The following is a 23,252-nucleotide window of genomic DNA, read 5'->3' on the forward strand; positions in this document are numbered from 1 at the left end:
ATCGCGCTTTGCTGCTGGGGTCACCATTCACCCCCCACCTCGGGAGTGGCGCATGAGCACAACCATGCCCAGCGGGCCTCGCACACCCACGTACGGCAGACGCATGACAGCACTGCTGGCCGTCCTGGCCGGCCTCCTCGGCGCGTTCACCGTCCTCGGCACCGCGAGCCCCGCGGCGGCGGCGGACTGCGCCGCGGCCTGGAGCTCCGGCGCGGTCTACACCGGCGGCATGACCGCCTCCTACAACGGCGACAACTGGCAGGCCAAGTGGTGGACACAGGGCGAGACGCCCGGTGCCGCCGCGGTCTGGGCCGACCAAGGAGCCTGCGGCGGCTCCGGCGGAGGAAGCACGGGCGGCAGCTGCAACTACCCCGCCTGGGCGGCCGGACAGTCCTATACGACCGGCGCCATCGTGCAGTACACCCCCAATGGCCAGTACTACATCGCCACCCACGACAACCCCGGATACGACCCCACCATCAGCACCTGGTACTGGTCCCCCTACACCTGCACCGGAGGCTCCGGTGCAGGAGGCACGGGCGGGGGCACCGGCGGATTCGTGGTCAGCGAAACCCAGTTCAACCAGATGTTCCCGAACCGGAACCCCTTCTACACCTACAGCGGCCTGGTGACCGCGCTCAGCGCCTACCCCGGCTTCGCCACCACCGGCAGCACCACCGTGCAGAAGCAGGAGGCGGCGGCATTCCTGGCCAACGTCGACCACGAGACCAGCGGCCTCGTCTACATCAACGAGGTCGACCAGTCCGGGAACTACTGCGCGAGCGAGCCCTACGGCTGCCCCGCCGGCACCTACGCCTACTACGGACGCGGCCCGATGCAGCTCAGCTGGAACTTCAACTACAAGGCCGCCGGCGACGCCCTCGGCGTCGACCTGCTGGACAACCCCGGCCTGGTCGCCTCCGACTCAGCGATCTCCTGGAAGACCGGCCTGTGGTACTGGAACACCCAGACCGGCCCCGGCACGATGACCGGACACAACGCCATGGTCAACGGCGCGGGCTTCGGCGAGACCATCCGCAGCATCAACGGCAGCATCGAGTGCAACGGCGGCAACACCGCCGAGATGCAGGACCGCGTCAACGACTACCTCTCCTTCACCTCCGTCCTCGGCGTCCCCGCAGGCTCCAACCTCACCTGCTGACCGCCGCCCATTGGGTCGTCCGACCATCGACGCTTCTCACCAACCGAACAGCCGCCTCCCCAGCACCGAAGCAATGAGGATTTCCAACCTGCTGATGAAGCCGGCGGGTTGGCATATCAGAACGGCGAAGCTCCTGGCAGACGGGTTGTCAGACACGAACAACCTTCTCTGCCACGAGCTTCGCGCACTTGTGAGCCCGCCGGCGTCACCCGCCCTGCGGTCAGCGTGCCCCGAAGAGTACGGGCCCGCCCACGTTGCGGTCGGGAGTTCCGTGCAGCTCGCAGCGACCTTCGGAGGGTCTCCCGGGACTTCGCCCGGCCCGGAGTCACGAGCGGACTCGTGTGCAGCTGGTGACGAGTTTGCTGAGGTTGTGGGCGGTGCCGAGGAGCTTGATCTCGGCGTCGACGGCTCGATGGCCTCGGTCTACGCTCCCCGACGACCCGCCGCCCGCCGGATCAAGCGGGAACGGCAGATCGTCGCGCGGGAGGGCGCCCGCCCGCAGGGGGCCTACGCCAACATGTCCCGCTCCCTGACCGGCACCCGACGAGGCGGAAAAGCCCGCACACGGTCTCTCGGGAAGAAGAGACGTCCGGGTTCGGAACGGGCGAGATACCTGCCGGCGCGGAGTCAGGCCAACACCTCCCGAAGCCATGACCGTTCCGCGCGGCTGGTGGCGCGGGCGATGGTGAGCATGCCGCACCGGCAGAGGTCGTCGGTGTCGTCGGCACCCAGTGGGCGGTCACCCTCGTGGAAGAAGCTCGCGGGTCGTTCCAGGAATTCCAGCCGCCGACGCAGTACTTCGTGCTGATCAGCGGTGTCGGGCAGGTAGGAGAGGAAGGTCAGGACCATGAAGTACCGGGTGCTGTCGCTGATGTCCAGCCCGTTGGCCCCCCACAGGAGGCGCAGCAGCTCGCACCGGCCGGCGTCGGTCAGGCTCAGGGTGTGCCGCTGAGCGGCCTCGGCACCCGGTTCGCTCCGCCGGACGAGCAGCCCGGCGCCGACCAGCCGACTGATCGCCGGGTAGAGGCCGCCGTCGCTGACCGGCCGGGCACGGCCGGTCAAATGAGCCATCCGATGGCGCAGTTGACAGCCGTGCAGCGGCTCCTCGGCCAGGAATCCCAGGATCGCGAGTTCGAGCATGCTGCTCCTCTCGCACATCGAAACGAGGTACCTCGAACCGATATAGGGGGCAGGGATGGCGTACACCGAGGAATGGGTGACCGCGCGGGCTCGCCATGCATACGAGCACGGCCGGGCGTGGTTCGCCGTACGGCCGGAACGAGCGGCGCTGCTGGTCATCGACATGCAGGATGAGTTCGTCCGGCCTGGCTGGAGCCCCTACTGGGTACCCGCTGCCACCCGGATGGCGCCCCGGCTCCGGCAACTGGTCGAAGAATGCCGGGCCGCCTCCGTCCCGGTACTGTGGGCCATCTTCGACGACACCCATCTCGGACTGAACCGGCCGCACGCCTCGAACAGTCCCCGCCGAGGCGCCGCCTGGGGTACCTCGGTCCCCACAGCACGGAAGCCCTCGTAGGCGAACGGATTCCAGGTCAGCGGGACTTCGCCCCGCCTTCCTGACCGACGCGGCGAACCTCCTGCCCGGCCAGAGCCACCGCTTGTCACCAGCGGCCGCCGATACGCATCGAGGACGGCGGGCGGCAGATCGGGGCGGCGGGCGTTGAGGGGCCGGTAGCCGGCCGGCCACTTCAGCTTCGCGGCCAATACGTCGTCGAACGGGGCGAGCCGCTGGTACATCCAGCCGATGCCCGCGCACGCCTCGGCCACCGCCTCTCAGGTGTCTCCGAACGGCCGGACGCATGCACCTGGGCTCCGCCGAGGGCCTTCCTGGGCAGGAACCCGTCACGCTCGTGACTGCTCGGAGGCGAGGCAGCGCCAGAAAGACCGAACACACTGGTCGTGAGGTCCTTCTGCGTGAGCGACACATCGTCCGCGATACGACCCGCGCACAGCCCAGGGAGGCGGCGCGACCGGGGACGGGACGGCGACCGCCTGCCGGGAAACATGCCCCCGCCGGGCTGGAGGCCTCGGCGCTGCGGCCGCTGCACGTGCTGGTGATCGCGGTTTCGGCGATCTCTCCGACGACCTCGGTCTTCCTCGTCTACGGCACCGGGCTCGCCTCGGCCGGCAGCGGTGTGGTCTACGCCTTCCTCATCGCCGCGGTGATCGTGCCGGCCATGGCGGTGTGCTACGCCGAGACCGTTTCGCTCTTCCCGTCCGCAGGCGGTGCCTGCACCATCGTGCACCGGGCGCTGGAACCGGTGTTGGGGCGGGCTGACGACCCGTGCCGTTCCTCATACTCGGACTGGTGACCACGGCTTCGGTGTTCACCGCCGCCCCGACCTGTCTGTCCGGGCTGGTACCCGGCGGGCTGCCCGTCGGCTGGACCGCGCCGGTGATGCTGGCCGCGATCACCGCGCTCTCGATGGGCCGGATCGCACCGGCTCGGCAGCCTCCTACGCGAGTACAAACATGCGGCCTGAGCAGGGCGGACGAGGTTTTCGGCAGGGGCACCGTCACGCGGCGCGGCGAGGGATGTCCTGTTCGGTCCAGATGCATTTGCCGTCGTGCAGGTAGCGGGCGCCCCAGCGTTTGGAAAGGGCGGCGACGAGTTGCAGGCCGCGGCCGCCCTCGTCGGTGTGCGCGGCGTGGCGGATACGGGGGGTGCTGGGGCTGCCGTCGTAGACCTCGCAGGTCAACGATCGGCTGCGTAGCAGGCGCAGGCGGATGGGGCCCTTGGCGTGCCGGATCACGTTGCCGACCAGCTCGCTGGCCAGCAGCTCGGTGGTGATCGCCAGCTCGTCCAGTCCCCAGGCGGCCAGTTGGTCGCGGACGTGCGTGCGGGCCTGTCCGGCTGCGCGGGGATCCTCCGGGAGGGTCCAGGAGGCTACATCGCCTGCGTCGGCCCCCTGTGTGTGGGCGATCAGCAATGCTGCGTCGTCGTTCGTGCTGCCATGATCAGGCAGCAGGGCCGCGACCACTGTTTCACACAGGTTGTCCAGGCGCCGGACGGTGTCGTCCTCGTCCGGTGCCGTGAACGCGGGCGCCGCGTGCTGGGTGAGCACCTGGTGCAGTCGGGCCAGTCCTTGGTCGACGAACTGGGTGGAGGATTCGACGAGTCCGTCGGTGCACAAAACCAGCAGGCTCTCTTCAGGCAGGAGTATCTGGTGCGTTTCGAACGGTGGCTCGGCGGCCCCCAGCGGCGGGTCGGCTGCCAGATCGGGCCTGTGGACGGTGCCGTCGGGATGGACGATGACCGGCGGGACATGCCCGGCCAGAGAGAACGAGCATATCCGGCTGATCGGGTCGAAGACGGCGTACAGGCAGGTGGCGTAGCAGTCCTCGCCCAGGTCGCTCACCAGGTCGTTGAGACGGCTGAGTAGCTCGTCAGGAGGAATGTCCAGGTCGGCGAGGGTGCGCACCGCGGTGCGCAGCTGGCCCATGGTGGCCGCTTCGGGGATTCCGTGTCCCATGACGTCGCCGATCACCATGGCGACCCTGTCGGCGGAGAGCGGGATCACGTCGTACCAGTCGCCACCGACCTGCTCGCCCCTGCCCGCAGGCAGATAGCGTGCCGCGGCGCAGGCGGCAGGCAAGCGGGGCAGTGTCCGGGGCAGCAGGCTGCGTTGCAGCCCCTGGGCCCGGGCGTGTTCCACGTCGTACAGCCGGGCCCGCTCCAGCGACTGGCCGACCAGACCGCTCAAGGCGGTCAGCAACGTGCACTCCTCGTCGGTGAAGGAGCGCTGCCGGGTGAAGGACACCAGGCACATGCCGATGGCGTGCCCGGAGGCGATCATGGGCAGGAACGCCCACGCGTTCTTCCGGGCCGCAGCCGGTATGTGCCCCAGCGTGGGATAGCGTCGGCAATACTCTGCGGCCGATTCGATGAACCGGGGAGTACACGCCCCGAACACGTCGGCGGCCACGGGATAGTCGGTGACCGCCAGCCCGTCGAGCAGGCCGAGGAATTCCTGTGTGTATCCGCGGGAGTCGACCACATGCTGTCGGCCGCTTTCGAACACCCAGACAATGAGCCCGTCGGCACCGAACGGGGGCAGAACGTGCGACGCGACGGCCTGCACAACCTCCCGGGAGGTGACCGCCTCCGCCAGCGCCCCGGTCAGCTTGCCCATCCGAACCGTCCGCTCGGAGCCCGCCACCGAACGACAGGCAGGTGGCGGCTGGGGCAAGTCCTCCAGACGCGCAGCGGCCCATCCGGCAACCGAACACAGGAAGGACCGCTGCACCTCGTCCGGCTCGCCGGGCCCCGCCGTGATCACGGACAGCACGCCAATCGGCCCATCGGCACCGAGCAGGGGCACCGCGGCCGTGCCGGCCGCCTCCATGCCCAGACTGTCCCCAGCCACCCAGACATAGTCACCGCACCGCATGGCGCGTACGGGCGCCACCTCCTGCCCATCGGACAGATCCGCCCACGCCTCAGCGCACTCCGAAACCGCCCCGCTGGCCGCGACCAGGCGTAGTCGGCGAGCGGCAGCATCCCACCGGTGCAGGAACGCGCCCCGGCCGTCCAGGCACTCGGCGGCCTTGAGAGCCAGCGTCAACGACTCCGCGCCCCGCAGCACCTTGTACGAGGCGGCCGGAAAGCTCAGCCCTGACGACTGAGGGTGACTCCCGGTTCTGGCTGTCGCAGGTACCAATTCGCCTCCCGTTCACTCCTAGCTCACGGAGCTACGCTTTCAGTGACGGACAGCTCGGCAAGTCAGGCAAATCGAAATAATACCCTGCCAAACTCTCATATCCCCGAATTCGACCCTCTTGGCGAGGACGGTAGGCCGACGCTATAGGCCGTCGAGCGCAAGCCGCAGGGCGATGTGGCCATCCGCACGTCGCCCTTCACCCCCGCCCGGGCGGAACTCGAAGCACTGCGCGACGGATGACCTGCAAGTGGTGACGTGGCCGCCACGCAACGGCCGGTGCGGGCGGGGAAGCCTGTCCCAGGGCCTCCGCACGGGACCGCCCAACGGAGCTGTCCACAGCCCCGAGCAGGTCGGGTGGCCGGGTGGCGGACCGTGCGACTGGAACCGCACCGCGGAACTCCTCATGCAGCAGCACTGGCGGAGTCAGTCGCAGCCGGCGCCAGTGACAGCGCAGATCTCAGCGCCCCCTCCTTGCCGAGGCCACAGGATGCCCCCGGCGGGTGCCCGCACTGGCCGCTCAGGCACGCCCGGCACCTCGCGTCCCAAGGACCTGTCCGGCAGACCTCTTTCCCGGTCGGGAACAGCGCATGGCGAGTATGTGCACGCCATCCATGTCACAGGCGTGGCCTGACGACCGCTGCCTTGCCACGGGTCTGACTACGGTTCCGTCTGGACAGCCAGAGGGCCCGCCCGGCGGGAGAAGAACGCATCCACCGAGAAATGATGTCCGTTCGGAAGATCTCGGCGCTCGCCCTGGTCGCCTTGGCTGCCGGTCTGTCGCCGCCGAGCTCACCCTGGAGCGCCTTCAGATCGCTCGCGCGACCGCGCTGGAGCCGACAGCCGAGGACGCCACCCCGGCGCCCGAGTCCCTGCAACATCCGTGCCGGGCTGGAGCGGCCGGTCAACCGCGACATCCTCAACGGAGGGCAGCAGGCCGGTGGCCCGGGTGCGCTCGGCGAGGGACCAGGAGCTGAACTGGACCCCGTGGCCGGAGTGGATGATCGTGCCGCCCGGCCGCGGACGACGGCTGCCGATGGCCATGCCCAGCGCGTCGGTGGGCATGGGCGCGGTGGGCGAGGAGTCGAGGGACCAGCCGACCACCCCAGGGAGAAGGTGTCGAGGACCACCGCGCGGTACGCCTTGCCTTTCATCGTGGGGTGTTCGCTGATGTCGGTGACCCACAGCCGGTCGCGGGCGCGCCGGGTGAAGTCGCGTTGCACCAGGTCGACGGCCGAGGAGGTTTGCCGTATGCGGCGGGTGCGACGGCTGCCGAGCAGGCCCTGCAGGCAGGCTCGTTGCATCAGCAGTTCTGCGGTGCCGCGGGAGGCGGCATGGATACGACGCACATAACGGGCCTGGAAGGCCGACGTGTAGTCAATGCGTCAGCGACCCGACCCCATTGAACCCAGGGCATACCAACCGCGAACTCTCCATCAGCAGCACGTCAGAGGCACGTCAGCCCGTCCTGGCACCGTAGTACTCGTGAACGGCACCGCAGAGCACCACGGACGCCGGGAACGAGGAGAGGTGCCCGGAGCGGCTCATCGGGGACCAGGGCAGCAGCCCGAAGTCGGACCCACACCAGGTCCACGCAGGTTCGAATCCTGCCCTCTCCGCAACAGTGCCACCATTCAGCGACGACCTCCCCTGGCGTGAAGGAAAATCGGGACCATCGCGTCCGATGCCAGCGAGACCGTCACCCCAGACGGCCGCTACTGGGCCTCGCGGGCGGACTGGGTGGGCGTTCCCTGGCGCACTCTGTCCGTACTCGTCGGGGCGGTCATGGCGCAGGGACTCGACAGTGCGAACTTCCGCGTGGCCTGAATGTTCCCGCGAACCTTGTCGTCATCTCCGGCGAGCGGAGCGCGGCGAATCCTCAACGTACCTTCTTCGACCGTGCGTTGGAGGCGTCGCAGGCTGGTGGCGGCGCGATGCCGCACATCGGTGGCCACCCTGCCAACGATGTCTTCCCCGGCAAGGCGGCGGGCCTGCCCGCGGCGCACATGGGGCACGGCTCACGGGGCACGGCTCATGGGCGCATCTGTGGGCAGATGCCCCGGTGTCGCATTCGCTGGCGCGGCAAGCCAATGCAGCCGACAGTTTGAACGCCCAGCCCGTGCTGGCGTTCCGGTCACAGCATCTGCCCGCCGCCTCCCGGGACGAGCCACTGGACCATCAAGGACTGATCAAGTCCGGGTACGGCGAGGCGCTTCCCTCCCTCCACAAAGAGAGTACATAAAGTCACCATTCGGGCAGATATCAGTCGATGAGGAATCGAGGCGCGGATGGACTCACGCTCCACGAAGTGGCCCCGGTACGTCCCGTTCCTGCCGTCCGCACTGATCGCCATCGGGACCGTATGGAACACCCTGACTCCGGTCAACTACTGGGGCGATGTCATGCTGGGCGCCGCTGTCATGGCGGCCGCAGCCCTGCTCTCGCTACGGCACACCATCGCGGTCGGAGCGATCGTCCTCCTGGTCGAGCTGGTGCTGCTGGCCAAGGACCGCTACCTCGGCCGCATCGACGGCACCCTCGAACTGGTCAACGGGCTGATCCTCGTTCTCGCCGGGCTAGGGGTGAACCGCGTGGTTGCCGGCCATGGGCGCCGCCTGGAAGCGGTACGTTCCGTCGCGGGAGCCGCCCAGCGTGCGGTGCTGCCCACGCCGCCCGCACGCGTCGGCCCGTTGGCCATCGCCGCCGTCTACCACGCCGCGCAGATCGAGGCATTGATCGGCGGTGACGCGTACGCCGTTCAGGCCACGCCGTACGGCACCAGGCTGCTGATCGCGGACGTGCGAGGCAAAGGCCTTGGCGCGGTCGGCACCGTATCCGTGCTGCTGGGCGCCTTCCGGGAGGCGGCGGACCAGGCACCCGACCTCGCGGCGGTGGCCGAACGTCTGGAACACGCATTGGTCAGAGAAGCCGCGTCGGGCGACGAGGACATCCGGATGGAGGGTTTCGTCACGGCACTGCTCGGCGAGATCACACCGGAGGCGGACCGCGTGCGGTTGCTGAACTGCGGCCACCCCCCGCCCTGTCTCTTCGAGGCCGACACCGTGCTCTCGCTGGATCCGGGCGAGCCGAGTCTCCCGCTGGGCATGAGCGGTCTAGGCGTACCGCCGGCGGACCCCACGGACTGGCCCTTCCCCATCGGCAGCACGCTTCTGCTGGTCACCGACGGGGTGACCGAGGCCCGAGACCGCTCCGGGGCTTTCTACGAACCGATGAGGCGACTCAGCGGGCGAGGCCCGTTCCGGCATCCGGACGAACTGGTTGAAGCCCTGGTGCGGGACGTCGAGCAGTGGACCGGCGGTCCACGCGATGACGACATGGCGATCCTGGCGATCACCCGGTGCGCCGGAGTACCCGTCGGTCCATGAATCTGATGATCACGGTCGGCGCACGGCCCTGGTGGGCGCCGCGCGGCACCCAGCTCGGATGTCCCTGCACTGTCAATCACGTCACGCGCCTGGAGCGTTCGAGGGGCGTCCGGTTCACCCCGCGGCGTGAAGATCACGATGATGTTCTTGCCCGCCGCGGTGGCGAACACGACCAGGAATGCCAGGACTTGGATCTCAGCATGGAGCCGGAAGGCCGAGAGCCGGCGGTCACAGCGATCGGTGCGGGAGGAGGTCGATGGGCACGGTCACTTTGCACCCGGCGACACCGGTGCCTCGTCGGTACCGTGGGGCAGGGCTTGCCAGCCATCGCGGTGCACCTCCGCGCCCCGCACCAGGGTCGGCCCGGCGCTCGTCTGCGTCCTGGTATTCCGGCATGCCGGTGACACGTCCGGTGCGGCAGCCGACTGTCGCCGCCCGCCCTCCATACCATCACGGCCATGGACGAGCGACGGTCTGCGGCGGCGTCCCCTCCGCGGTCCCGTCAGGACGGATGGTCGCGACTGACGTCGTCGCGTTTCGTGCCGGCGGTGGTGATCTCGCTGGTCATCGCGGCCCTGGCCGGGCTCTTCGTCGGCGCCTACTGCTGGGCCATGGCCAATCCCGTACCGCATCGCATCCCCGTCGCAGTGACGGGAAAGTCGGTCCCGGGCGAGCGATTCACCACATCACTTGAGGACACGCTCCGTACGTCGCTCGTCCTCCATCCATACCCGGACTACGACAGGGCGCTCGCCGCAGTCGGCGCCCAGCGGGAGTTCGCGATCCTGCAGCGCCGACCGGCCGGGGTGGAGGTCGATGTGGCGAGCGCGGCGGGCGCGTCGGTCGCCCGGGTGCTCGGCCAGGGCGCCCCCGCGGTGGGCCGGACGCTTCGCATCCCCGTCCGGGTCAGGGACGTCAAACCGCTTCCGGCCACCGACCCTCAGGGACTCGCCCTCTTCTACGTCGCCCTGGGGTCGACCATCCTCGGTTTCGTCGGCGCCATCCAGCTGGGGGTACATGCCCAGGCCCTGCGCCCAGTCGAGCGGATCGCCGCCACCATCGGCTATTCCGTGCTGGGCGGCCTGTGGATCTGCGTCATGGCCGACTGGGTGCTCGGCGTGGTACGGCTGCCGTTCGCCCAGTCATGGGGGATCTGCACACTCACCATGGTCACGGCGGGCATGATCTTCACCGCGTTCCACACCTTTCTCGGCCGCTGGGCACTGCTGCCGACGTGGCTGCTGCTGGTCATCCTCGGCAACCCCTCGTCCGGGGGCGCAGTCGCCTGGCCGCTGCTTCCGCCGGTCCTGGGCTTTCTGGGACGGTTCCTGCCTCCGGGCGCGTCGGTGAATGCCCAGCGCAACGCCGTCTACTTCCCGCACAACCAGCACGTCGAACCCTACGTGGTGCTCGCCGTGTGGTGTCTGGCAGCCACATCCGTATTCCTTGTATGGCGTGCACGCCACCCCGCCAGCCGGGTGACCGCACAGGCTTCCCCGCCCGGCGCCGAATGAGGGGGCCACCGCATCGCAGCCGCCGACAGTCACACGGACCTCACCGCGCTCGTACACCCGAGCGTCCCCATGTACACGCCGGTGGCGGAGCTGTGGTCGGACCGGGGCGTTCGGCTGCCGGAGTTCGTGACGGCACGCCGACGGTGACCGGGGGCACGCCGTACGGTGCGGGCCGGGGCGGAGCCCGCTCAAGAATCCGTTTGTCGTGAGCCAGCGGGTGCGGCTCACGCTCTGACGCCACGCCAGCCGGTGGGGCCCGGCGGCCGGTTCACTGTTCATGGCGGCCGGTTCACTGTTCATGGCGGCCGGTTCACTGTTCATGAGGGTCCGAGATGACCTCGGGAACGGGGCGTGCCGACGCCGGACCTGCGTGACTCGTGACTCCTCTCCATCCAGGCTGGGGAGGACCGGCTGATGGGCGTATGGCCGGGCCTGGACGAGCGGCCCGAGATCGTCCTCACCGCCCGCGACTGGCCGGCCGAGCTCCACCTCGTCGCCGCCGGCTGCGGACTGACCACCGTGCCGGCCACTCTCGCACCCGTCGCGCCGCCCGGGGTGCGCATCCTGCCCGTCCGTGGCAGCCCCCAGGAACAGCGGCGCCTGCTGCTGGCCCGCCTTCCCCACCCGCCGGAGCCGTCCGTCAGCCGCGTGGCAGCCGTCCTGCCCGCCGAGACACTCGCCACCACCACTGCGCTCCCGCCGCCCTCCTGACGGCGAGACCCCATGCCCAGCGGCATCGTCGGCGAGGGACTGCGGCGACGCCGGGCACAGCCGGCTTCGGCGGGCGGATCCACGACGTCTGGCGGAGGTCTGCGGAGCGGTCGCCGTAGCGCGGTGCCGCTGTCGAAAGTCCGCGCCCCCCATGCGGCTGCGGCCGGACGCCGGGCGCCTGCTGCCCGGCGAGCTGGGCCGGACACCGCTCACGAGCCAGGGTGTGTGGTCAGCAGTCGTGCGTTCGCGGTCGTTCGTTCCCTCTGCCGCCAGGTCCCGGGCGGTTCTCCGTGGTGTCGGCGGAAGGCTGCAGCGAATGCGAAGGGCGAGCCGTAGCCGACGGTGTCGGCGATCTGGGCCAGGCTGAGATCGTCGGCACGCAGGTGGTCGCGGGCGAGGGTCATGCGCCATTCGGTCAGATACTGCATGGGGGCCTGACCAAGTACCTCCCGGAACGTCCGGGCGAAGGCGGCTCGGGACAGGCCGCTGATCGCGGCGAGTTCGGGGACCGTCCACGGGTGGGCCGCGTTCTCGTGCATGGCTTGCAGCGCGGCGCCGAGGCGGGGGTCCGAGGATGCGCGGTACCAGGGCGGTGCGGTCGTGCTGCGGCGGAAGTGGCTGCGGATGGCCAGGACGAGGAGCAGGTCCAGGAGGCGGTCCAGGACGATCTGCTGGGCGAGTTCGTTGCGGACCAGTTCGCGGGAGAGCAAAGTGATCACGTCGCGCAGGGGGTCGTCGTCGGCCGCCGCGAGGGTCATGACCTGGGGCAGTGCGTCGAGCAGTCCGCTGCCGACATCGCCGGAGAACCGGTAGGCGCCGCACAGGAACACGGTGGCCTGCGGGTTGTCCCCGGGGCCCATCAGGGCGTGCCGTGCCCGGAACTCCTCCGGCTCCAGGCATTCGGCGCCCGGCTCGTGCCCGATGTAGTGGTCCGGACCGCCACGGACCAGCGTGACAGTTCCCGGTATGAGCTCCACCGTGCTGCCAGGGGTCTCCAGCCAGAGGTAGCCCCGGCCGCGGACAACCGTGTGCACCGACAACTGTATCGAACCACCCAGCCGCAGTCCCCACGGCGGTTCGGCGACCGTCCGCGCGAACACCGCACCGGCGGCGCGCGCCCGCACCAGGTAGTCGGTCAGCAGGTCCATGGCATCAGCTTGACCAGCACGAGCACCCAGGGTCAAGGTGCGAGAGTTTCGCGTAAAAAGACGAGTGAATCACGCATTGAATATCTCGCTCTGGACCTCAAACATGGAGTTGTGAACAACAAAGCCCCCACCGCACTCATCCTTGGCGGCACCGGCCGGACCGGTTCGCTGCTGGCCGACCTGCTCGCCCGGCGAGGAATCATCACCCGTACCGCGGCGCGTAGCGGAGCGGACGTCCGGTTCGACTGGGACGACCCGGCCACCCACGCGGTCGCATTGGCGGGCGCCGACCGTCTCTATCTGGTCACGCCCACGATGCGCGTCCGCTACACCGACCAGGTCGGCGCGTTTCTGGACCTCGCCGAGGCGGCCGGCGTGCGCCACGTCACCTACCTGAGCGTCTACAACGCCGACCAGGCCCCGCCGGAGACCGGCATCGCGGCCGTCGAGGCCGATCTGGCTTCCCGGCACCGCGTCACGCACTCGGTCCTGCGCCCCTCGTGGGTGATGCAGAACTTCGCCGACGACCATCTCCCGGTCATCGATGGAATGATCACCGTCCCGAGTGCCGGGAACACGGAAGCCTTCGTCGACGCAGCCGATATCGCGGCGGTCGCGGCCGAGACGTTGCTGGAACCCGAATCCCACGCCGGTGCCACGTACTCGCTCACCGGTCCGCAGGCCCTCACCTTCGGTGCCGTCGCCGACACCATCGCCGCCGTGAGCGGCCGCCGCGTCGCCTACCGCGACATCGATCAGGAGACGTGGATCGACGGCGCGCTCGCCGCGGGCGTCCCCGCCGACTACGCGGTGATGATGCGCTGGCTCACCGGCGCCATCATCACCGGTAGCGGCTCCACGCCCACCGGTGATATCGAGAAGGTCACCGGCAGGCCGGCCACCACCTTCCGCGATTTCGCCGAGCGCGACGCCCACGCCTGGACCTCGGAGGCGAAGTGAGCAAGACCGTCAGCGACGACACTCCCCTGGTCGGGGCGAACAGCCCGTTCTTCCGCATCATCAAGGAGGGGCTGGACGGCCTGGTCGACGGGGAGGACTACTACGACCTGCTGGCCGAGGACGTGGTCTTCGAGTACGTGATCACCGTGCCGGGCTACCCCCGGCGGGTCGAGGGACGCCAGGGGATCATCGACCTGTACAGGGACTATGGCGACTATGTCAGGCTGCACGGTGCGGACAACCTCCGCGTGCACCGGGACCCCGAGACCTCGGTGGTCGTCCTGGAGTACGAAGTCCACGGCACGTCGGTCCCGACAGGGCGACCCTACGACAACCACTTCGTCTCCGTCGTGACCATCAAGGACCGCAAGGTGACCCACTGGCGCGACTACCTGGACCCCATCGCCGTCTTCAACGCCCAGGGATGGCCACAGGGCGGTCACCCGTAAGGGCCAGTGAGCCCACCGAAGTGGCCGTCACCCAGGCGCTCGGCCTCCCTGCGAAGGCGCTCAACGCGTGAGCTCGCCCCGCGCCCACGTGATCTCAGCCTCACGCGAGGACCGTGGCAGGCGGCATCGGCACCTGGCGGGTGTGCACATCAGGCCGAGCGCCGGCCACGCGGTTTCGTTCATCGGCGGGTCGGTGACGTCTCAGGACGGTGGCTTCGAAACGGACCGTCGTATTGGTCAGGCGAGGAAGCCGCCGTCGACGGCGAGGTGGGCGCCAGTGACGTAGGAGGCGTCGTCGGAGAGCAGGAGGGCGACGGCGGTGGCGATCCCCTCGCCGCGTCCGATGCGGCGCATGGGGATGCCGATGTCGGTGACCTCCTGGATGCCGTCCGGGTTGGCCCGGGGCATCTCGGTGTCGATGACACCCGGCTGGAGTTCGTTGATGCGTACGCCCTGGGCCGCGTACTCCTTGGCGGCGGTGCGGGTCAGGCCGCGGACGGCGTGTTCGGCGGAGGAGTACTCGACTCCGCGAGACAGCGATCCTCGACGCGGCCGCCCGCCTGGCGACCGAGCACAGCGTGCGCACGGTGACCCTCACGGACATCGCCACCGAGGTCGGCATGCACAAGTCCGCGATGCTGCGCTATTTCGAGACGCGGGAGGACATCTTCCTACGCCTGGCCGCGAGCGCGTGGCAGGACTGGGCGGCCGAGGTCCGCGACCGCATCGGCGCCCTGACAACCTGCCCCACCACTGCACAACCGGAGTGGGGGACGACGGCCCGCACGATCGCCGGCATCCTGGCACAGTCCCTGGTGACCCGCCCGCTCTTCTGCGACCTGCTCGCGCACACCCTGATGAACCTGGAACGCAACGTCTCCCTGGACACGGTCCGGGACTTCAAGCTCTGCGCCATCGCCGAGGTCGCCGCGATCGGCGACACCCTCGACGCAGTCACCCCGCTCGACGCCGATCAGGCCCGCAGCGTCGTGGCGACCGCCACCTCGATGGCCGGGGCCCTGTGGCAGATGGCCGCCCCTGGCACTCACCTACGCGCCCTCTACGAGACCGACCCCGAGCTCGCCCACTCCGTCGTCGAGGTCGAGCCCAGCGTGACCGGCATCCTGACGGCCCTGCTCACCGGATACGCCTCCGATCCGGCCTGACCTCTCAGGAACCCAACTGCGCCCGGAACGCGGTGACCGCATCACCCAGGATCGAGACGTGGAGGGAGCGGTCCGCTGCTGCCCCGACAGCGACCCTGACATTCCCGGGCCGCCCCATCGCCTCCCCTTGCCGCCCTGTGAACGTCAGACGCCCCTGCACGGCGCCGGCCAGGCCGTACCGCACCAGGCACGCGCCCGGCGGGCCATGCCCGTTACCCGTGACGGCATCCTCGGCAATGCCGATGGCCGGGGCGAACATCCTTACCCAGGTGAGGAGTTGGCCCTCACCCGTGGCGCGGGTGAAGACGAAGAAGCCGTTGCTGCCCACCTCATGACTGAGTGCGTGAGAGCCGCCGGATCAGGGTTCAGCCCGTCCACCACATCGCTTCCGCTCAACTCAACGAGGACCTTGGGATGACCGGTCGAGACGACCAGCACAGGCCCGTCCTCCACCAGAGCGACCCGTGTCGCACCCAACGCCATGAGCAGCAGGACGACTTGGGCACGTTCGAGGTCCGCGCCGAACTCGGCCCGCCCCTGTCGCAGGCCTATCCGCACCCGCTCCCCACGCTCGATGTCCACGCGCTGCAGCAGTCCGGTGCCTGTCTTCTGCACCAGCGAACCCGACGGCAGACCGTACTCGACAGCACGGGCGCCAGGGGCCCCGACCGTGGCATGCCCGCACGTCGGCACCTCCGCCACCGGAGTGAAGAAGCGAACCCGCACATCGTGGTCAGGACCGTCCTGCGGCAGCACGAAAACCGTCTCGGAGTTGTTGAGCTCACGCACGACAGCCAGCATCTCCGTATCGGATGCCGTCCGCGTCGAGCACGACTCCCCCCGCGTTGCCCGTGAACGGAACGGTGGTGAACTCATCGACCTGGTACAGAGTCCTCATAAACACCGAGATTCCCGTCATCCACGCTCGCCATGTACGCCAGCCCGGACCCTGGCGACGAGGGCTCCGGTCACCAGCCCCCAGGATCGCCGGCAGAGAGGATTGGGCCACCTACGAGAGACAGTCGCGTAACCGGCCACGATGAGACAGCCCAAAGGACACCAGGTCACAGCCCTCGGCAAATACTGCTAACGCTCAGATCCCGCAATTCTTGTAGGCCTCAGATTTCGCTTCACAGTCTCAGGACTGACTGCATGTCAGCAGCACTTCTGCAGCACCCCTGAGACCAGCTGCTCAGCGCCTCGTCTCGTACCTGGTCAGGACCACGCCGCCGGGAAACGTCCGCGTCTCCACCAGGTTCAGGTTCACCCAGCTGTCCAGCGTGGTGAAGAACGACGTGCCGCCGCCCACCAGGACCGGATGTGCGGCGATCACGTACTCGTCGATCAGCCCGGCGCGCATGGCCGCCCCGGCGAGCGTTGCGCCGCCGATGTTCATTGGGCCGCCGCCCTCGGCCTTGAGCCGGGTGATCTCGGCGATCGCGTCGCCGGCGACCAGGCGGCTGTTCCAGTCGACCTTGTCGATCGTCGAGGAGAACACCACCTTCGGCGTCTCCCGCCAGTTCCGCGCGAACTCGATCTCCGCCGGGGTGGCGCCCGGCTGCTGGTCGCCGGTCGGCCAGTAGGAGCTCATCGTCTCCCACAGCTTGCGCCCATACAGCGACAGGCCACTCGCCTGCTCGTGCTCGAGCCACCACCGGAACAGCTCGTCGCTCGGCGGTCCGCTCCAGCCGATGTCGTCGCCGGCCGCGGCGATGTAGCCGTCCAGAGTCAGGTTCATGCCGTAGATCAGTTTCCGCATGGCACAGCCTTCCGTCCGTGGGTGTCCGGTGTATGGACCAGCGCGGCTCGGGAAACTCATCGGTGCGCGATCCGAGCTCGCCGGTAGCCCTCGTGCTCGGGGCTCAGCCTGGAGTACTCGGCCGACTCGGACAAGCCGCCTGATCTCGACCTCACCCTCGCGAGGAAATACCACGGATTTGAGACTGATCACGGGCGACAAGGCCGTGAGACAGCCAAGAACGCCCAGCTCACGCACGTTCTACATGTCACGAGCGGCGAGACCCTGCACTCAGCCCATGAGCGGCACTGGCGCCCTGCACGCGTGCAGCCACCACAGCCCACAACCGGCGCGCCATTGTCCGATTTGCGACATTTCACATTAATGTCTCGTACGCGAGAGAAGTCGATCTACCAGAGATCGCACCCATTCACTTTCACGGAGACCACATGCACAAGCTTCGCAAGGCTGCCGTCCTGGTCGCTACCCTCGGGAGCGTCGGAGTCATGACCGCTGGCACCGCCCACGCCGGCGGCGAGGGCGGCCACGGCGACCACCTCAACATCCAGCAGAGCTCCACATGCAGGTCGCACGACCTGAACCTCGACGTCCTCGGCGAGGTCGGAATCCTCAACGGATTGTTGGGCAACGGCCTCAACGGCGAGGGCAACCCGGGCGCACAGCAGAGCAGCATCGGCTCGACCATGGGCTGCAACAACAGCGCCCTTTAAAGACAGGCGCGCCTCTCACGCGGACCGAGGGGCGCGCCGGGCTTCACGTCCGGGTGCCGCAAGCTCGAGATGCTGAACGCACGACCGCCCCGCCTCAACCGTGGAGGGCGGGGCGGAAGGCGGTGCGCCGCGTAGCTGGTCCGGTGCGCGGCATCCGACCGCTCCAAAAGTGCGTGAGCGATTGCCTCACTGTGCAGCCGGCACCGGAACCCCCGCTTCACTGCGCAACTGCACGCTCCGCACGATGCGTTGCCAGTCCTGGGCTCGCGGCCGACTGGGGCGGAGGGATCTCCCGTCATGCTCTCAAAACACAGAGGACAGGGCGGACTTCATGCGCATGAGGCGAAAGACGCCCTTGGCAGCGCTCGTAACCGGCATAGCCGGCATCAGCCTTGCCACAGCAACGTCAGCATCTGCCCAGGTCTACGCGCCTGGGTCCTGCGCTAATGGGGCCATGGGCATGAGTCGCGGCCCGCAACTCCAGTGCTTCTCCTGGAACGGCGTGCAAGGCGGGACGCGCACCGGCAGTTACCTCCTCGTCAACGACTGGTACGACGGCGTCGACGCTGGCACATACCACCTCACCTTGAGCTGGCACGACACCAAGACCGGCTGGTGGTCGGGCTCCGTGCCCCTCAGCCCCTTTGAGCGCGCCGGCCGGCCCACCAGCGACTGCGTGCTGTACTGCGTCACGTTCAACTCCTGACCCGGCTGGGCAGCGTGCGAGCACCCCGCTGCCTCCCGGCGGGACGCCCGTTGTCCCCGGGGGGACTCTCACTCAAGCGGCCCCACCTCCACGACGGGGAACCACTGGCGCGCAAGGGCCTGGCAGCAGACCCGGCTCTGTCCCGGCAGATGGCACTCTGCAGCAGCTGTCAGACCCACCAGCGATGATGGGCCCATGACGACCACCATGACGAACTACGCGCTCCTCTGGGCCGACCCCAACGGGACGCCTCGCTCCTCCGCCGTCACCTACGACAAGAACGTCCTCCCCGCTCGGCATCTCCTCTGACGTCGCCAGGAACAGCACGCGACCCTCGTCTGCGGCGGGGTCTCGTTCGATCTCGCGGTCGGCCATCAACAGCCACGACAGGAGCTCCAGGTTGCCGCCCCAGGCGCGGCCTTTCACGAGTCGGTGGGCTGGTGCCAGATCCAGCCGTCCGCGGGCTGCGAGTCCGGCTCCTTTCGGAGGTGGCCGGGTCGGTCCAGTCTCGGTCGGTGTCGCGATAGCGCTTAGCTTTGGCCCGCACCGGTGGCTATGGCCGTCCGAGGAGTTGGCTGCCGGCGGTGTTGTCGGTGCGGGCAGTGAAGTAGTCGGCGAAGGCCTGGACGAATTCGTCCTCGGTGATGCGGCCGTCCCCATCGTGGTCGAGCTGGAGGAAGCCGTGGTTGAGTTCGGCGGGGTGGACCCGGGAGCCGCCGAAGATCGTGCGGTACTCATCAGCGCACAGATGTCCGCTGCCGTCGGTGTCCGCAGCCTGGAAGACCGCCCGTACGGCGACGTGCAGCCCCTCGTCGAGGTAGGCCGGCCCGGCATCGATCCCGGTGAGCATCGCGGTGACGAACTCCTCGCAGGTCACCTGTCCGTCGTCGTCGGCATCCATGCCGGCTCGCAGGTGCTGCCACCAGGTCTCGAAGGCGGCGTAGACGCGGGCTTCGCTTTCAGGGGCGAGTTCGAGGGGCCAGCACACGTTGTGCGCCATGGCCTGCAGATCGGCCGCGGTGATGCAGCCGTCACCGGTCTGGTCGAGGACCTGACGGAAGAAGGTCCGCAGACGCACCGGGCGAGAATCGGCGCCCTTGCGGCGGCGTGGTGAGGGCAGCCGGACAGGGCTTGTCTCTGCACGGGAAGGACGGTCAGTGGCGGCGCGGGCAGGCTGCGGACTCAAGGACTTGCCTGCCGGCGGGGTGCGGTACCGGCGGTGCTCGGGCAGGGTGTTCATCAGCACGCGCATCCCACGGTGCAGGATGAAGGACAACAGGGCCGCGCGACGGGTGCGGCGCAACTCGAAGCGCTCGCGGAAGGCTTCCGGCAGGTCCGCAAGGGTCAACGCACTGATCAGGTGGGCGCTGACCGTGCGCACGAGCGGCCAGGCCGGCCTCAGGCGGCCGAGGCGGCGAGGCGCGGGTGCTTCGCGGAGCATGTCGAAGAGCAGGTAGCGCACGGGTTCGCTGTACTCGAGGCGCTCACGGATCGCGCGGTCCATATAGGCGGGCACGTCCGCGGCCGTGGCCGGAAACAGGTCGTCGGGGAGCTCGAACTCGGCGCACACCGCACGGAATTCTCCGTACATCTGATCCAGTTCAGACGGCACCAGCGGACACCCGGAGAGTTCCCGCATCGCCGTCATGCACTCGTACAAGGTGACCAGCACCCACACCCGCACCGCCGGGTCCGACGCCGTGAACGGTCTGCCCTGCCCGTCAGTCCCGGCCAGACGGCGGTGCGTGCGCTCTAGACGGGCGACCTCACGGCGTAGCCCGTCACGGTCGGAGAAGAACAGCCGTTTCCCGCTGTCCATGGTGTGCTCGATACGCCGCCATGGGTGCGCGCGGTAGGTGGAGTAGTCGGCCATGCCGGCGGCGACCGCCGGATCCGCGGCCTGCAGTACCAGCAGCCGCCACGCCACTAGCCCGATCCGCCACTCTCCCAGAGTGCGGCGCAGCAGCGAATCAGGACCAGGAAGATCAGCGGTGGTCAAGGGGGCGTCTCCTCAAGCATGCGACAGCAAGGTGCGGGGAATCACCGAAGAGTGATCATCCGGCTATCCGCCCGGCTCAACGGTCCTACCGGAGTCCGGGAGCGGCCGGGTCCCCGAATTCACCCGTCCGAGAAGCGTCTCGAGGACGTTCTGGACGCGCGGAACGCAGTCGGCCGGCAGCCGGGCCCGGAGCGCGTACAGCTGAGGCAAACGGGCGGGCTGCCTGATCCTCGCCATCGACCGGGCATGGCTGCTGGACATCTCCCACCGCAACCTGCCCGGCGACCCGGACGTGATCGACTTCGGCAGTCTCCAGGCCGCGGTGGCCCGCCACACCGACAAGGTGATGGACCGGTACGTGTACCCAAAGCCTCATCACCGGGCGGCCGCACTCATGCACCAGCTCATCCGTGTCCCGGCGCTGGAGCACGCCAACGGGCTGTTCGGCGCCGTCTGCGCCGCGTCCTACCTGACCGTGTCCGGAGCCGTGGTGACCGTCGACTACAAGGACGCCGGAGACCTCGCCGAGCGGATCGCCCGAGACGGACTGGACGTACGGCTGGTCGCCGAGGAGATCGAGGGCTGGGTGTCGCAGGGCTGACGGGTAGCCCCCTCGCCATGGGCGACCTGATCGCGGGCACCGGACGTCGCCTACCGGACCCTGGCCGACCCGTCCTTCTTCGGGAACCTCCTGACCGAACTACGTTCGTATCGATGTCCCGGAGGTGTGCGCTGCGAGTCCCCGTTGTCGGAGCCTGTCTGGGAGGTCTGGCTCTCGCGCAGGGTCTGCGTGGTGCCGGGGTCGGCCGACGTGTCCGAGCGCGACCCGGGGGTCGTCACACGGTTCCAGGGCTACCGGCTCGTGCTGAACCTGATCGGTTTCCGGGCGGTGCGCGACTGCCTACCGACGCGCTGGCACCCGCTGCTGGACGACATCGTCATGGGCGCCTCCGCCGAGCAGCTGATCCTGGACCCGCGGCTGAACGAGATCGGCAACCTCGGCGCGGGCCGGACCGGCATCGTGGTCGACCGGCAGGTGCTGCGACACCTGTTGCCAGCTGGCCTCGCAGTGCACACCGACGCCACGCTGACCGGCTACGACGTGCTGGCCGACGGCAATGTCCAGGCCCAGTTCGCCCGTCGCGGCCCGGCCACCGCCGACCTGCTCGTCGGGGCGGACGGCGTCACCTCCGCGGTCCGCAGGGTGTTGTCGCCGCAGACCGCCCCGATCGACACCGGCGTCCGGTTCGTCATCGGCCGCACCCCGCTGACCGACGAGTTCGCCAGCCTGTCCAAGGCATACGGCTCGAAGATCGCGGGCGACGGCGTCAGCCTGCTGCGCGGCGCGATGCGCTTCCGTACCCCGCCGCAGCAGGCCGCCGAGCAACCGGCGCCCGAAGTCACACTGCCCGACATCGGCGGCTACGCTCGCTGGGCCATGATCCTGCCGCCGAACGGCTCGCTGGAGGACCTGACGGCGCAGGACGCCGTCCGGTCCAGTATGAGAAGTTGGCACCCGGAGCTGCGCGCGCTGATCGAGCAGGCCGACCCGGACAACAGCACGGTGCTGTCCGTCCGGGTGGTCAAGCCCGGTGAGCGCGCTGCGAGAGCCGGCCGGTGCTGTGCACCGGCCAGGTCCGCCCGGTCGCCCAGTACAGGTGGATCAGACCGTCCACTGCCAGCACCGCGCCGATCGCGGTGGCCGCCGCGGGAGACCGGATCAGCGGGACTCATCTCCGACTACCTCAGCAGTGACGTGGGCGGAGCCTCCCGCAGGCTCAACTCACGAACTCTTCGTCGCCGTAGCGCACCTCGGCCGTGTTCCAGTCGACACCGAGGGACTCCGTGAACTTCCTGGCCAGGGGCAGGTCCGCGAGTGGGGCGATGAGGACGAGCCGCCCGTCGAGGGTGACCGAGCCGCCTCCGAGCTCGTCGCGGGCCTCGGGGTTCGCGAGCAGTGAATTGCGCAGACGAGCGGCGCTGACGCCGGGCGCCTGGATCTCGACCGCGTCGGTTTCCGGCGCGGTGCGTGGCAGGCAGCGGAAGGTCAGTACAGACTCCTGGTGGTACTGCTTGGCGATGACGCCTGCGATGTGGTGCAGCCCGTCCCGGCCGACCCTGTTGACGTCGAACTCGCGCGAGCGCTCATAGGTGGCCTGCTTGAGGTCGCCGGACCAGAAGACTCCGTCGAGCAGTGTCGAGGCGCCGGGCCTCGCGCCCTGGGCATGGATGATCCCGCGCACCTCGTGATCGAAGCGCGTCAGCCGGGTCCTGAGCCGGGGGTCTGCCGGCTCCGTGATGATCGCGGTGTTGTTCGTGGCGAAAACCTCCCCCACTGGGCAACCATGCCTCGCCGGGCCCGCCTGGGCGCTTCCTGCGCCCGCAACCCCCAGCACCAGGACCGAAACCATGACCAATACGCACGACTGCCGCCGTACGATGATTTTCTTCATGTTGTGATCAACGAGCTTTGGCGGAGTTCGTTGCGTCAGCGCCAGCACCGATCCGCCGCCCGAGCACGGTGGGGGCCCCAGTGCGGGGACTGCGACTACAGGTGTGAGCTGTACCGAGATGCGTGGAGTCCCTGTTGTCAGGGGTTACGGTCCTGACGAAGGAGAACCGCCGGCACCATCGCAGCACTCCGTAACGCCGACGAGCTTCGCGAGCTGGCGATCCGCGAGGTCCGCACCACCGGCCGGCCGATCGCCCACGTCGTGAAGGACCTGAGTATGCACAGGGAGGCCCTGCGCGGCTGGGTCCGCCAGGGCGAAGCCAGCCACGGCGAGCGCGACGACCGGCTGACCACCGCCGCGCAGGACGAGCTCAAGCAACTCCGCAAGGAGGTAGCGGAGTTGAAGCGGATGCACTACACGGTCATGTCCCGCGGGGTGGTGTAGTCACGG

22 protein-coding genes, 1 tRNA gene and 1 pseudogene are annotated in these 23,252 nt (G+C 69.0%); 15 read left to right on the forward strand and 9 right to left on the reverse strand.

The genetic code is table 11. From position 1 onward, the window contains the following. The first annotated feature begins 103 nt into the window (after positions 1 to 103). A complete protein-coding gene (locus BIV25_RS43265; RefSeq protein ID WP_071378074.1) occupies positions 104 to 1,162 on the forward strand; it encodes a glycoside hydrolase family 19 protein in 1,059 nt (352 codons plus the stop codon). 627 nt (positions 1,163 to 1,789) lie between these two features. Here BIV25_RS43265 and BIV25_RS43270 read toward each other — a convergent pair. After that, positions 1,790 to 2,302: a PadR family transcriptional regulator gene (locus BIV25_RS43270; RefSeq protein WP_071378075.1), complete on the reverse strand. Its 513-nt coding sequence runs from the start codon at positions 2,300 to 2,302 to the stop codon at positions 1,790 to 1,792. A gap of 55 nt (positions 2,303 to 2,357) precedes the next feature. Between BIV25_RS43270 and BIV25_RS43275 the strand changes: the two genes are divergently transcribed. Together BIV25_RS43275 and BIV25_RS50640 are read left to right on the forward strand one after the other, a co-directional pair. After that, positions 2,358 to 2,699, forward strand: coding sequence for an isochorismatase family protein (locus BIV25_RS43275; protein WP_256257155.1), 342 nt, complete (start codon positions 2,358 to 2,360; stop codon positions 2,697 to 2,699). A 283-nt stretch (positions 2,700 to 2,982) separates the two neighbouring features. Then, on the forward strand, positions 2,983 to 3,495 hold the full coding sequence (locus BIV25_RS50640; protein ID WP_143076809.1) for an APC family permease: 513 nt from the start codon (positions 2,983 to 2,985) through the stop codon (positions 3,493 to 3,495). A 204-nt stretch (positions 3,496 to 3,699) separates the two neighbouring features. Here the strand turns inward: BIV25_RS50640 and BIV25_RS43285 are convergent, their stop codons facing one another. Continuing rightward, on the reverse strand, positions 3,700 to 5,550 hold the full coding sequence (locus BIV25_RS43285) for a SpoIIE family protein phosphatase (RefSeq protein WP_256257156.1): 1,851 nt from the start codon (positions 5,548 to 5,550) through the stop codon (positions 3,700 to 3,702). Positions 5,551 to 7,365: 1,815 nt separating this feature from the next. Between BIV25_RS43285 and BIV25_RS51825 the strand changes: the two genes are divergently transcribed. The 4 genes and pseudogenes from BIV25_RS51825 to BIV25_RS43305 all read left to right on the forward strand — a co-directional run. Next, a tRNA-OTHER gene (locus tag BIV25_RS51825) sits at positions 7,366 to 7,460 on the forward strand. 669 nt (positions 7,461 to 8,129) lie between these two features. Continuing rightward, the gene (locus BIV25_RS43295; protein ID WP_071378078.1) at positions 8,130 to 9,227 is read left to right on the forward strand and encodes a PP2C family protein-serine/threonine phosphatase; all 1,098 of its coding nucleotides are present in this window, start codon (positions 8,130 to 8,132) and stop codon (positions 9,225 to 9,227) included. Positions 9,228 to 9,775: 548 nt separating this feature from the next. After that, positions 9,776 to 10,741, forward strand: coding sequence for an ABC transporter permease (locus BIV25_RS43300; RefSeq protein WP_218158528.1), 966 nt, complete (start codon positions 9,776 to 9,778; stop codon positions 10,739 to 10,741). Between the two features lie 396 nt (positions 10,742 to 11,137). Beyond that, a pseudogene (locus BIV25_RS43305) lies at positions 11,138 to 11,452 on the forward strand (LysR family transcriptional regulator); the annotation flags it as partial. Positions 11,453 to 11,661: 209 nt separating this feature from the next. Here the strand turns inward: BIV25_RS43305 and BIV25_RS43310 are convergent. Beyond that, positions 11,662 to 12,600 carry an AraC family transcriptional regulator gene (locus BIV25_RS43310; RefSeq protein ID WP_071378081.1) on the reverse strand — a complete coding sequence of 313 codons (939 nt, stop codon included), beginning with the start codon at positions 12,598 to 12,600 and terminating at the stop codon, positions 11,662 to 11,664. 111 nt (positions 12,601 to 12,711) lie between these two features. Here BIV25_RS43310 and BIV25_RS43315 point away from each other — a divergent pair, with 111 nt between their 5' ends. Together BIV25_RS43315 and BIV25_RS43320 are read left to right on the forward strand one after the other, a co-directional pair. Continuing rightward, positions 12,712 to 13,560, forward strand: a complete 849-nt coding sequence (locus BIV25_RS43315; RefSeq protein ID WP_071378082.1) for an NmrA family NAD(P)-binding protein — start codon at positions 12,712 to 12,714, stop codon at positions 13,558 to 13,560. Beyond that, positions 13,557 to 14,009, forward strand: coding sequence for a nuclear transport factor 2 family protein (locus tag BIV25_RS43320; RefSeq protein ID WP_071378083.1), 453 nt, complete (start codon positions 13,557 to 13,559; stop codon positions 14,007 to 14,009). The genes BIV25_RS43315 and BIV25_RS43320 overlap by 4 nt, the downstream gene beginning before the upstream one ends. A 237-nt stretch (positions 14,010 to 14,246) precedes the next feature. On the opposite strand, the gene BIV25_RS48675 is transcribed toward BIV25_RS43320, so the two are convergent. Further along, entirely contained in the window at positions 14,247 to 14,546 is a 300-nt protein-coding gene (locus BIV25_RS48675; RefSeq protein ID WP_079177260.1) for an SDR family oxidoreductase, read from the reverse strand. A gap of 50 nt (positions 14,547 to 14,596) precedes the next feature. Between BIV25_RS48675 and BIV25_RS43325 the strand changes: the two genes are divergently transcribed. Continuing rightward, positions 14,597 to 15,175, forward strand: a complete 579-nt coding sequence (locus BIV25_RS43325) for a TetR/AcrR family transcriptional regulator (protein ID WP_371273142.1) — start codon at positions 14,597 to 14,599, stop codon at positions 15,173 to 15,175. A gap of 4 nt (positions 15,176 to 15,179) precedes the next feature. Here BIV25_RS43325 and BIV25_RS53850 read toward each other — a convergent pair whose 3' ends face one another. The 3 genes from BIV25_RS53850 to BIV25_RS43335 form a co-directional block, all read right to left on the reverse strand. Further along, positions 15,180 to 15,503, reverse strand: coding sequence for a PhzF family phenazine biosynthesis protein (locus tag BIV25_RS53850; RefSeq protein WP_256257157.1), 324 nt, complete (start codon positions 15,501 to 15,503; stop codon positions 15,180 to 15,182). Next, positions 15,437 to 15,976 carry a PhzF family phenazine biosynthesis isomerase gene (locus BIV25_RS53855; protein WP_256257158.1) on the reverse strand — a complete coding sequence of 180 codons (540 nt, stop codon included), beginning with the start codon at positions 15,974 to 15,976 and terminating at the stop codon, positions 15,437 to 15,439. Before BIV25_RS53855 ends, BIV25_RS53850 begins: the two co-directional genes overlap by 67 nt. Before the next feature lie 391 nt (positions 15,977 to 16,367). Next, positions 16,368 to 16,934, reverse strand: coding sequence for a dihydrofolate reductase family protein (locus BIV25_RS43335; RefSeq protein ID WP_071378085.1), 567 nt, complete (start codon positions 16,932 to 16,934; stop codon positions 16,368 to 16,370). Between the two features lie 428 nt (positions 16,935 to 17,362). On the opposite strand from BIV25_RS43335, the gene BIV25_RS43340 reads away from it, so the two are divergent. Together BIV25_RS43340 and BIV25_RS43345 are read left to right on the forward strand one after the other, a co-directional pair. Next, positions 17,363 to 17,644: a hypothetical protein gene (locus BIV25_RS43340; RefSeq protein WP_071378086.1), complete on the forward strand. Its 282-nt coding sequence runs from the start codon at positions 17,363 to 17,365 to the stop codon at positions 17,642 to 17,644. A 460-nt stretch (positions 17,645 to 18,104) separates the two neighbouring features. Further along, positions 18,105 to 18,350, forward strand: coding sequence for a hypothetical protein (locus tag BIV25_RS43345; RefSeq protein ID WP_143076810.1), 246 nt, complete (start codon positions 18,105 to 18,107; stop codon positions 18,348 to 18,350). A gap of 553 nt (positions 18,351 to 18,903) precedes the next feature. On the opposite strand, the gene BIV25_RS43350 is transcribed toward BIV25_RS43345, so the two are convergent. After that, on the reverse strand, positions 18,904 to 20,349 hold the full coding sequence (locus BIV25_RS43350) for an oxygenase MpaB family protein (RefSeq protein ID WP_071378088.1): 1,446 nt from the start codon (positions 20,347 to 20,349) through the stop codon (positions 18,904 to 18,906). A 292-nt stretch (positions 20,350 to 20,641) separates the two neighbouring features. Here BIV25_RS43350 and BIV25_RS43355 point away from each other — a divergent pair, with 292 nt between their 5' ends. Then, on the forward strand, positions 20,642 to 20,950 hold the full coding sequence (locus tag BIV25_RS43355) for a fic family toxin-antitoxin system, toxin component (RefSeq protein ID WP_256257159.1): 309 nt from the start codon (positions 20,642 to 20,644) through the stop codon (positions 20,948 to 20,950). A 210-nt stretch (positions 20,951 to 21,160) separates the two neighbouring features. Beyond that, complete coding sequence (locus tag BIV25_RS43360; protein WP_256257160.1) at positions 21,161 to 22,198, forward strand: FAD-dependent monooxygenase; 1,038 nt, start codon at positions 21,161 to 21,163, stop codon at positions 22,196 to 22,198. Here BIV25_RS43360 and BIV25_RS43365 read toward each other — a convergent pair. Then, on the reverse strand, positions 22,128 to 22,685 hold the full coding sequence (locus BIV25_RS43365) for a hypothetical protein (RefSeq protein ID WP_371273143.1): 558 nt from the start codon (positions 22,683 to 22,685) through the stop codon (positions 22,128 to 22,130). The genes BIV25_RS43360 and BIV25_RS43365 overlap by 71 nt on opposite strands. A gap of 366 nt (positions 22,686 to 23,051) precedes the next feature. On the opposite strand from BIV25_RS43365, the gene BIV25_RS48685 reads away from it, so the two are divergent. After that, positions 23,052 to 23,246, forward strand: a complete 195-nt coding sequence (locus BIV25_RS48685) for a transposase (protein ID WP_256257169.1) — start codon at positions 23,052 to 23,054, stop codon at positions 23,244 to 23,246. Positions 23,247 to 23,252: the final 6 nt, after the last annotated feature.

It is taken from the genome of Streptomyces sp. MUSC 14 (assembly GCF_001866675.1).
Lineage (GTDB): Bacteria > Actinomycetota > Actinomycetes > Streptomycetales > Streptomycetaceae > Streptomyces.

Bases quoted from the DNA above. Each gene is read 5' to 3' on its own strand.
- BIV25_RS43265 (WP_071378074.1), top strand. From the start codon at position 104: ATGACAGCACTGCTGGCCGTCCTGGCCGGCCTCCTCGGCGCGTTCACC.
- BIV25_RS43270 (WP_071378075.1), bottom strand. From the start codon at position 2,302: ATGCTCGAACTCGCGATCCTGGGATTCCTGGCCGAGGAGCCGCTGCAC.
- BIV25_RS43275 (WP_256257155.1), top strand. From the start codon at position 2,358: ATGGCGTACACCGAGGAATGGGTGACCGCGCGGGCTCGCCATGCATAC.
- BIV25_RS50640 (WP_143076809.1), top strand. From the start codon at position 2,983: ATGCACCTGGGCTCCGCCGAGGGCCTTCCTGGGCAGGAACCCGTCACG.
- BIV25_RS43295 (WP_071378078.1), top strand. From the start codon at position 8,130: ATGGACTCACGCTCCACGAAGTGGCCCCGGTACGTCCCGTTCCTGCCG.
- BIV25_RS43310 (WP_071378081.1), bottom strand. From the start codon at position 12,600: ATGGACCTGCTGACCGACTACCTGGTGCGGGCGCGCGCCGCCGGTGCG.
- BIV25_RS53855 (WP_256257158.1), bottom strand. From the start codon at position 15,976: ATGCTGGCTGTCGTGCGTGAGCTCAACAACTCCGAGACGGTTTTCGTG.
- BIV25_RS43335 (WP_071378085.1), bottom strand. From the start codon at position 16,934: ATGCGGAAACTGATCTACGGCATGAACCTGACTCTGGACGGCTACATC.
- BIV25_RS43340 (WP_071378086.1), top strand. From the start codon at position 17,363: ATGCACAAGCTTCGCAAGGCTGCCGTCCTGGTCGCTACCCTCGGGAGC.
- BIV25_RS43345 (WP_143076810.1), top strand. From the start codon at position 18,105: ATGAGTCGCGGCCCGCAACTCCAGTGCTTCTCCTGGAACGGCGTGCAA.